6 protein-coding genes and 1 pseudogene are annotated in these 7642 nt (G+C 72.5%); 2 read left to right on the top strand and 5 right to left on the bottom strand.

All coding sequences use genetic code 11. The annotated features are described in order from the left end of the window. Nucleotides 1-358 precede the first annotated feature (358 nt). Together EAO70_RS32245 and dnaN are read left to right on the top strand one after the other, a co-directional pair. On the top strand, nucleotides 359-970 hold the full coding sequence (locus tag EAO70_RS32245; protein WP_148006318.1) for a YceI family protein: 612 nt from the start codon (nucleotides 359-361) through the stop codon (nucleotides 968-970). Nucleotides 971-1077: 107 nt separating this feature from the next. After that, nucleotides 1078-2178: a DNA polymerase III subunit beta gene (dnaN, locus tag EAO70_RS32240; RefSeq protein ID WP_148006317.1), complete on the top strand. Its 1101-nt coding sequence runs from the start codon at nucleotides 1078-1080 to the stop codon at nucleotides 2176-2178. A 27-nt stretch (nucleotides 2179-2205) separates the two neighbouring features. Here dnaN and EAO70_RS32235 read toward each other — a convergent pair. The 5 genes and pseudogenes from EAO70_RS32235 to EAO70_RS32210 form a co-directional block, all read right to left on the bottom strand. Next, nucleotides 2206-2397 (bottom strand): annotated as a pseudogene (locus tag EAO70_RS32235) (DNA polymerase III subunit beta); the annotation flags it as partial. Next, nucleotides 2331-3560 (bottom strand): hypothetical protein, encoded by a 1230-nt coding sequence (locus tag EAO70_RS32230; protein ID WP_261993146.1) that lies wholly within the window; start codon nucleotides 3558-3560, stop codon nucleotides 2331-2333. The pseudogene EAO70_RS32235 and the gene EAO70_RS32230, both read right to left, overlap by 67 nt. Before the next feature lie 122 nt (nucleotides 3561-3682). Beyond that, nucleotides 3683-5299 (bottom strand): citramalate synthase, encoded by a 1617-nt coding sequence (gene cimA / locus EAO70_RS32225; protein WP_148006316.1) that lies wholly within the window; start codon nucleotides 5297-5299, stop codon nucleotides 3683-3685. 282 nt (nucleotides 5300-5581) lie between these two features. Then, nucleotides 5582-6913, bottom strand: coding sequence for an MFS transporter (locus EAO70_RS32215; protein WP_148006314.1), 1332 nt, complete (start codon nucleotides 6911-6913; stop codon nucleotides 5582-5584). A 132-nt stretch (nucleotides 6914-7045) separates the two neighbouring features. After that, nucleotides 7046-7642, bottom strand: a 597-nt coding sequence (locus EAO70_RS32210; protein WP_261993145.1) for a TetR/AcrR family transcriptional regulator, incomplete at its 5' end; no start/stop codon positions are given.

The following is a 7642-nucleotide window of genomic DNA, read 5'->3' as shown; positions in this document are numbered from 1 at the left end:
TGGCCGGGGTGGCGGAGGTCGCTTCGCCGGCCGCGGCACCGTCGGCCGCGGCGGGTTCGGCCAGGGCGGGTCCAGCCAGGGCGAACACGGCGGAGGAAGCGACGGCGAGGGCGCAGGCCGCACGGATTCTTCGCGAAGGGGGGAGGGACATGCGCACTAGTTGGCCCTCGCCCCGGCGGCACCGTCAACGAGATCGCGCCGCGCGGAGCCCTCCAGTCCAAGAACCCCCTGCGGTTAGTCCAAGCGACCGACCCGCCCCAGAGATGTTGAAAGTTGAACGGAAGAGGTCTACAGTCGTTCTCGTTGAAGGTTCAACAAGAACCGGTCAGCACACGTCCCGATCAAGGAGCTGTCAGTCATGGGTCTCTTCAACCGCAAGAGCAACGAGTCCGCCGCCGCCGTCGCCACCCTCCCCGTCGACCCGGCCCTCGCCGCCCTGACCGGCGACTACACCATCGACCCGGCCCACAGCAGCATCGGCTTCACCGTCCGCCACGCCATGGTCACCAACGTCCGCGGCACCTTCGCCGAGCACGAGGGCGTCCTGAAGCTGGACGGCGCGAACCCGGGCGCCTCCACCGCCTCGATCGACGTCAGGATCGCCTCGATCGACACGGGCATCGGCGACCGCGACGGCCACCTGCGCAGCGGCGACTTCTTCGACGCCGAGCAGTTCCCGCTGATGACCTTCCGCTCCGTCGAGGCCCGGCAGCTGGGCGGCGACAGGTACCGGATCACCGGCGACCTGACCATCAAGGACGTCACGAAGCCGCTCGCGATCGACCTGGAGTTCAACGGCTCCGCGACGGACGTGTACGGCAACGAGCGCGTCGGCTTCGAGGGCTCCGCCGAGATCCTGCGCTCCGACTGGGGCCTGACCTGGAACGCGGCGCTGGAGACCGGCGGCGTGATGGTCAGCGACAAGGTCAAGCTGAACTTCGACATCTCCGCGATCAAGAACGCCGCCTGATCCGCGGCACCACCGCAAGGCCCGACGCACCACGAGCGCGCCCGCCCTCCGCGACAGCGGACGGCGGGCGCTCGGCGTTGTCAGTGGCGGCGTCTAGCGTCGGCGGCATGGAATTCCGTATCGACAGCGGCGTGTTGACCGAAGCCGTGGCCTGGGCCGCGCGCGTCCTGCCGTCCCGCTCCCCCCTGCCCGTCCTCGGCGGCCTCCTCCTGGAGGCGGCGGACGGCCGGCTGCGCGTCTCCGGCCTCGACCACGAGGCCTCGGCCCGGATCGAGGTCGAGGCCGACACGGACGTCGAGGGCCGCGCCCTGGTACTGGGCCGGCGGCTGCTCGACGTCTGCAAGGTGCTTCCCCGGGGCCGCACGGAGCTCGCCGTCGAGGGCGCCCGCCTCTCGGTGACCTCGGGCGACGCCCGTTTCGGACTCTCCCTGCTGCCGCTGGAGGACTACCCGGCGCCGCCCGCGCTGCCCGAGGTCCGCGGACTGGTGGACGGGGACGCGTTCGCCACGGCGGTCGGACAGGTGGCCGTGGCGGCGGGCCGCGACGACGCGCTGCCGGTCCTCACCGGGATCCGCCTCGCCCTGGACGGCACGACCATGACGCTCGCCGCCACCGACCGCTACCGCTACGCCGTCCGCACCCTGGAGTGGAAGCCCGGGGCCGAGTCCTCCGAAGCGGCCGACGTGGTCGTCSCGGCCCGCCGCCTCACCGAGATCGCCCGCTCCCTGGCGCACACGGGCCAGGCCGTGCTCGCCCTGGACGGCGGCTCGATCGGCTTCGAGAACGGCGGTCTGCGCACCACGACCCGCCTGCTGGACGGCCGCCTCCCCCGCCACGACAAGCTCTTCACGCTCGGCGACCACGCCGTGGCCACCACCGAGCGGGCGCCGCTGACCGAGGCTGTGAAACGGGTCGCGGTCGTCGCCGAGGGCGACAGCCCGGTCCAGCTCACCTTCACCCCCAGATCGATCCACCTCCAGGCGGGCTACGAGGACGACATCGCGTCCCAGCACCTCCCGGCCACCCTCACGGGCCCCGACACCCTCACGGTCGCCTTCAACCCCGGCTACCTCCTGGACGCCCTGACCACCCTGGACACCCCGGAGGTCCACTTCCACCTCCTGGGCCCGGGCCAACGAGCCCTCATCACCGACGGCCCGCAGGCGACCCACCGCCACCTCCTGATGTCGGTGAAGCCTCCGGCCTGAGGTCTGCCGGGCCCCGCTCCCCTAGAACGGGAGGTGCTGGGACGCGATGTCGTCCTCGTAGCCCGCCTGGAGGTGGATCGATCTGGGGGTGAAGGTGAGCTGGACCGGGCTGTCGCCCTCGGCGACGACCGCGACCCGTTTCACAGCCTCGGTCAGCGGCGCCCGCTCGGTGGTGGCCACGGCGTGGTCGCCGAGCGTGAAGAGCTTGTCGTGGCGGGGGCGTTGGCGACGATCCGGACGTCGTCGACGCGGACGGCGGCGGCGCTGCCGGCCCAGGGGCCGTAGGCCGGGCCCGCCTCCCAGTACGGGCGGCGGACGCCGTCCGCGTCCACCGTGCGGGCCATCGGGTCGCGGCCGTCGTCGAGGCGGGACGCGTCGGCCGCGCAGACCGGGACCTGGCGGGCCGTTCCGCCCGCCGGGCTCCAGGTGCGGTCCTCGGTGGAGGGGCCGTGCCGCGGGTCGAAGAAGCAGGGGGCGCGGCGCTCGGGGAGCGGCCGTGACTCACGGCGGGCGGCGAGGACGGCGAGCGCGTGGCGGCCGTCGTCCAGGGCCTCGGTGACGGCGCGGACGTCGTGGGGCCGGCCGGCGGAGGCCATCAGGGACTTCGCCTTGTCGTACGAGTCGAGGGAGCGTTCGTAGTCGCCGCGCATGGCGTCGTCGGCGCCCTTCTCGCCGGGGTGGAAGTCGAGGCGTTCGAGTTCCTCGCCGAAGGCGGTGATGTCCTCGTCGACGACGACCCGCAGCTTGTCGAGTGCGGCACGCTCCTCCGCCTCCCTGCGGAGCCGCTTGCGGCGGACGACCGCGTAGGCGCCGGCGCCGCCCGCGACGACCACGGCGCCCAGGGTCACGAGGCCGGCGACGGGGACGCCCGTGTCGGTGCCGACGGCGCCCCAGCCTGCCGGGGCGGAGCCGCGCAGGGTGGGCAGGGCCTGGTCGACGAAGTTGTTCAGTTCGGTGGCCGCGTCGACGCCCGGACGGCGGACGGAGGTGACCAGGTTCCGTACGGCCTGATCGGACATCACGGCGCGGTCGGCGCCCGCGTCGAAGCGGTCGCCGAGGCGGACCGCGTACAGGCCGGTGACGCCGGTCTGGGTGCGCAGGTTCGCGAGGAGGTCCTTCGGCGGGAACTGGGCGTTCGCGGGCAGGACCGCCACGAACAGCGGCTTGTCCGCGTCCTTGATCTTCCGGGCGAGGGCGTCCGCCTGGGACGGCGACAGCTGGTCGGCGGCGCCGGGGTCGACGTACACCGGGCCCTGTCTCAGGGCGGCGGCCGCGTCGGGGATGCCCGTGGCCCTGGCGCCCGCGGAGGGGGCCAGACCCAGGAGCATCAGCAGTATCAGCCCGCCGAGGGCCGACAGTACGGAGAGTGCCCTGGTCCTCATGGTTCGACGCTACCCGAAGCGCGACAAACTAGACATGGAGCGGCGCTTCGGGCAGCGGGAGGGCTGCTCGGCGGGGTGGTCGGCAGGTCGGCCGGAGGGCTCCCCGGCGGGGGCCGGCCGGGTTACTCGGCGGGGTCGATCCCGGCCCGCAGCACGCCGTACGTGAAGGCGTCCTCCAGGGCCTGCCAGGAGGCGGCGATGACGTTCTCGCCGACGCCGACGGTCGACCACTCGCCGTTGCCGTCGCTGGTGGTGATCAGGACGCGGGTGGTGGACTCGGTGCCGTGGCGGCCTTCGAGGATGCGGACCTTGTAGTCGACCAGCTCGAACTTGGCGAGCTGCGGGTAGATCCGCTCCAGGGCGAGCCGCATCGCGCGGTCGAGGGCGTTGACCGGGCCGTTGCCCTCGGCGGTGGCGACGATCCGCTCGCCCTTGGCCCAGAGCTTCACGGTGGCCTCGTTGGCGTGGGTGCCGTCGGGGCGGTCCTCGACGATCGCGCGCCAGGACTCGGTGCGGAAGTAGCGGCGGGCCCGGCCCTCGGCCTCCTCGCGGAGCAGCAGCTCGAAGGAGGCGTCGGCGGCCTCGTACGTGTAGCCCTGGAGCTCGCGCTCCTTGACCCGCTCGACGACCCGGGCCACGAGCGCGCGGTCGTCGCCCAGGTCGACGCCGAGTTCCTTGCCCTTGAGCTCGATGGAGGCCCGGCCGGCCATGTCGGAGACCAGCATCCGCATGGTGTTGCCGACCAGCTCGGGGTCGATGTGCTGGTAGAGGTCGGGGTCGACCTTGATCGCGGAGGCGTGGAGCCCGGCCTTGTGCGCGAAGGCGGAGACGCCGACGTACGGCTGGTGGGTGGAGGGGGTGAGGTTGACGACCTCGGCGATGGCGTGCGAGATCCGGGTCATCTCGGCGAGGGCGCCGTCGGGCAGCACCTGCTTGCCGTACTTGAGCTCCAGGGCGGCGACGACGGGGAAGAGGTTGGCGTTGCCGACCCGCTCGCCGTAGCCGTTGGCGGTGCACTGGACGTGGGTGGCGCCGGCGTCGACGGCGGCCAGGGTGTTGGCGACGGCGCAGCCGGTGTCGTCCTGGGCGTGGATGCCGAGGCGGGCGCCGGTGTCGGCGAGGACCGTGGCCACGACGGCCTGGATCTGGGCGGGGAGCATGCCGCCGTTGGTGTCGCAGAGGATGACGACGTCGGCGCCGGCCTCGTGGGCGGCGCGGACGACGGCCTTGGCGTAGTCGGGGTTGGCCTTGTAGCCGTCGAAGAAGTGCTCGCAGTCGACGAAGACGCGGCGGCCCTCGGAGACCAGGTGGGAGACGGTGTCGCGGACCATCTCCAGGTTCTCGTCGAGGGTGGTGCGCAGGGCGAGCTCGACGTGCCGGTCGTGCGACTTGGCGACCAGCGTGACGACCGGGGCGCCGGATTCGAGGAGCGCCCTGACCTGCGGGTCCGCGGCCGCGTCGCCGCCCGGTCTGCGCGTGGCGCCGAAGGCGACGAGCTGCGCGTGCTGGAAGGCGATCTCCTGGCGGGCGCGGGCGAAGAACTCCGTGTCGCGCGGGTTGGCCCCGGGCCAGCCGCCCTCGATGAAGCCCACGCCGAACTCGTCGAGGTGCCGTGCGATGGTCAGCTTGTCCGCGACGGTGAGGTTGATGCCTTCACGCTGCGCCCCGTCGCGCAGCGTCGTGTCGAAGACATGGAAGCTGTCGTCGAGGCCCGGGCTCTCGGCGTTCTCCGTGGTCATGGCTGTGATGGCTCCTGTCGGATGTGGCTCCGGAAGGTATGGATCCACTTGCCCCCATTCTCGCGCGGCGTCGGTCTCCGGCGTGGATGGGGCCGGAAAACGAAAAAACCCCTCGCGGGTGCGAGAGGTCTGCGCGCGGGTCTGGGGCACGGTGTCCACTGCCGCGGGGGTCGTGCCGCGATTCAGTGGCCACTGCGGACCGGCGCGCCGCTGCCGATAATCATCGTGGTAGCGAGCACGCCGGAAGTCTGACACAGGTGCCGTCCCGGCGGGACGGGGATCTCACGATACGGGCAGTCGGTCCGGCTTCCGGCCGGGCCGGGCGTCGCCGCCGTCCGCGCCGACCCGGCCCAGGTCGATGTCCCGGGTCTCCCGCATCGTGAGGTAGACGATCAGGGAGACGGCCGCGCAGCCCGCCACGTACCAGTAGAAGCCCGACTCGACGCCCGCGTCCTTGAACCAGAGGGCCACGTACTCGGCCGTTCCGCCGAAGAGGGCGTTGGCGACGGCGTACGGCAGGGCGACGCCGAGGGCGCGGATGCCGGTGGGGAAGAGCTCGGCCTTCACGCAGGCGTTGATCGAGGTGTAGCCGGTGACGACGACGAGGGCGAGCAGCGACAGCCCGAGGGCCGGCCAGAAGGAGCCCGCGTGCTTCAGCATCGTGAGGATCGGGACGGTGAGGAGGGTGGAGCCCACCGCGAAGGTGATGAGCAGGGGGCGGCGGCCGATCCGGTCGGAGAGGGCCCCGGCCAGCGGCTGGAGGCCGGCGAAGACGATGAGGGCGCAGAAGGAGACCAGGGTGGCGGTCTGCTTGGGGAGGCCGGCGGAGTTGGAGAGGTACTTGGTGAGGTAGGTGGTGTACGTGTAGTACGCCACGGTCCCGCCCATGGTGAGCGCGACGACGAGGAAGGCCTCGCGCCGGTGCGCCCAGAGCGCCGTGAGGGTGCCCTTCTGGTCACTCGCGACCCCGTCGTCGGCGCTGGTCTCGTACACCTCCGTCTCCAGCATGGTGCGGCGCAGGTAGAAGACGACGGCCGCGCCGAGGGCGCCGATGACGAAGGGGATGCGCCAGCCCCAGCCGTGCAGGGCCTCGGTGGAGAGGGTGTGCTGGAGGACGAGCAGCAGGCCGAGGCCGAGGATCTGGCCGGCGGTCATCGACACGTACTGGAAGCTGGAGGCGAAGCCGCGGTGCTCGGGGGCCGAGGCCTCGGTGAGGTAGGTGGCGCTGGCGGCGTACTCGCCGCCGACGGAGAGGCCCTGGAGGAGGCGGGCGACCAGGAGCACGGCGGCGCCGCCGTACCCGGCGACGGAGTAGGTGGGCGCGACCGCGATGAGGAGCGCGGAGGCGGACATCAGGGTGACGGTGAGGGTGAGGGCCGCCTTGCGGCCCTTGCGGTCGCCGACCCGGCCGAGGAGCCAGCCGCCGACGGGCCGCATGAAGAAGCCGACGGCGAAGATGCCGGCGGTGTTCATGAGTTTGGCCGTGTCGTTCCCCTCGGGGAAGAACGCCCCCGCGAAGTAGGTGGCGAAGCTGGCGTACACGAACCAGTCGAACCACTCGACCATGTTGCCGGCGGAGCCGACCCAGATCTTCTTCCAGTGCTCTCGTCCCATGGACCGGAACCGTGCCGGAGGTGACGCCGGGGCAACAAGGGTGCAGCGGGCAACGATCCCGTGTACTTGCGTGCGTTGCGGTCGCGGGCCGCCGGGGCGACCGGCGCCGGGGGCCTGCGGGCCGGCCCGCGGCTACGGTCGGGGCAGCAGATCCTGCTCGATGAACTCCCGTACGTGCGACAGGACTTGCTCGCGTCCGGTGCCGGGTACGCCCACGGCGACGTGCACGCTGAAGCCGTCCAGGAGGGCCCTCGTGCGGGTGGCGAAGCGGTCCGGGTCGACCGGCCGGAACTCGCCGCGCGAGACGCCCTCGGCGAGGATCGCGACCAGGTCGCGGTGCCAGGCGCCCTCGATGGCGGCCTGCCGGATCCGGGCGTCGGCGTCGGCGTTCTGGGACCGGTTCCAGACCTCCAGCCAGAGGATCCAGTGCGGATCGCGCGGGCCGTCGGGCACGTACACGTCGACGTACCCGTCGAGCCGCTCGCGGGCGGTCCCGGGCCGGGAGAGCAGCGCGCTCCGCTCCGCGCCGAGGCGACCCTCGCTCCACTCCAGGGTCTGGAGCAGCAGTTCGTCCTTGGTGCGGAAGTAGTAGAGCAGGTGCCCGCTGCTCATTCCGACCTGCCGGCCGAGCCCCGCCATGGTGAGCCCGTCGAGCCCGCGCTCGGCGATGGTGCCCATGGCGGCGGCGAGCAGTTCCTCGCGCGGCGGGGCGGCCTGGTTGCGCCGGCG

The sequence above is a fragment of the Streptomyces sp. adm13(2018) genome (genome assembly GCF_008042145.1).
Lineage (GTDB): Bacteria > Actinomycetota > Actinomycetes > Streptomycetales > Streptomycetaceae > Streptomyces.
Note: the sequence above shows the minus strand (reverse complement) of the source record. Positions and strands in the feature narration are given on the sequence as shown.

Excerpts from the sequence above, each read along its gene's own strand:
- EAO70_RS32230 (WP_261993146.1), bottom strand. The coding sequence starts at position 3,560 with ATGAGGACCAGGGCACTCTCCGTACTGTCGGCCCTCGGCGGGCTGATA.
- cimA (WP_148006316.1), bottom strand. The coding sequence starts at position 5,299 with ATGACCACGGAGAACGCCGAGAGCCCGGGCCTCGACGACAGCTTCCAT.
- EAO70_RS32215 (WP_148006314.1), bottom strand. The coding sequence starts at position 6,913 with ATGGGACGAGAGCACTGGAAGAAGATCTGGGTCGGCTCCGCCGGCAAC.
- EAO70_RS32245 (WP_148006318.1), top strand. The coding sequence starts at position 359 with ATGGGTCTCTTCAACCGCAAGAGCAACGAGTCCGCCGCCGCCGTCGCC.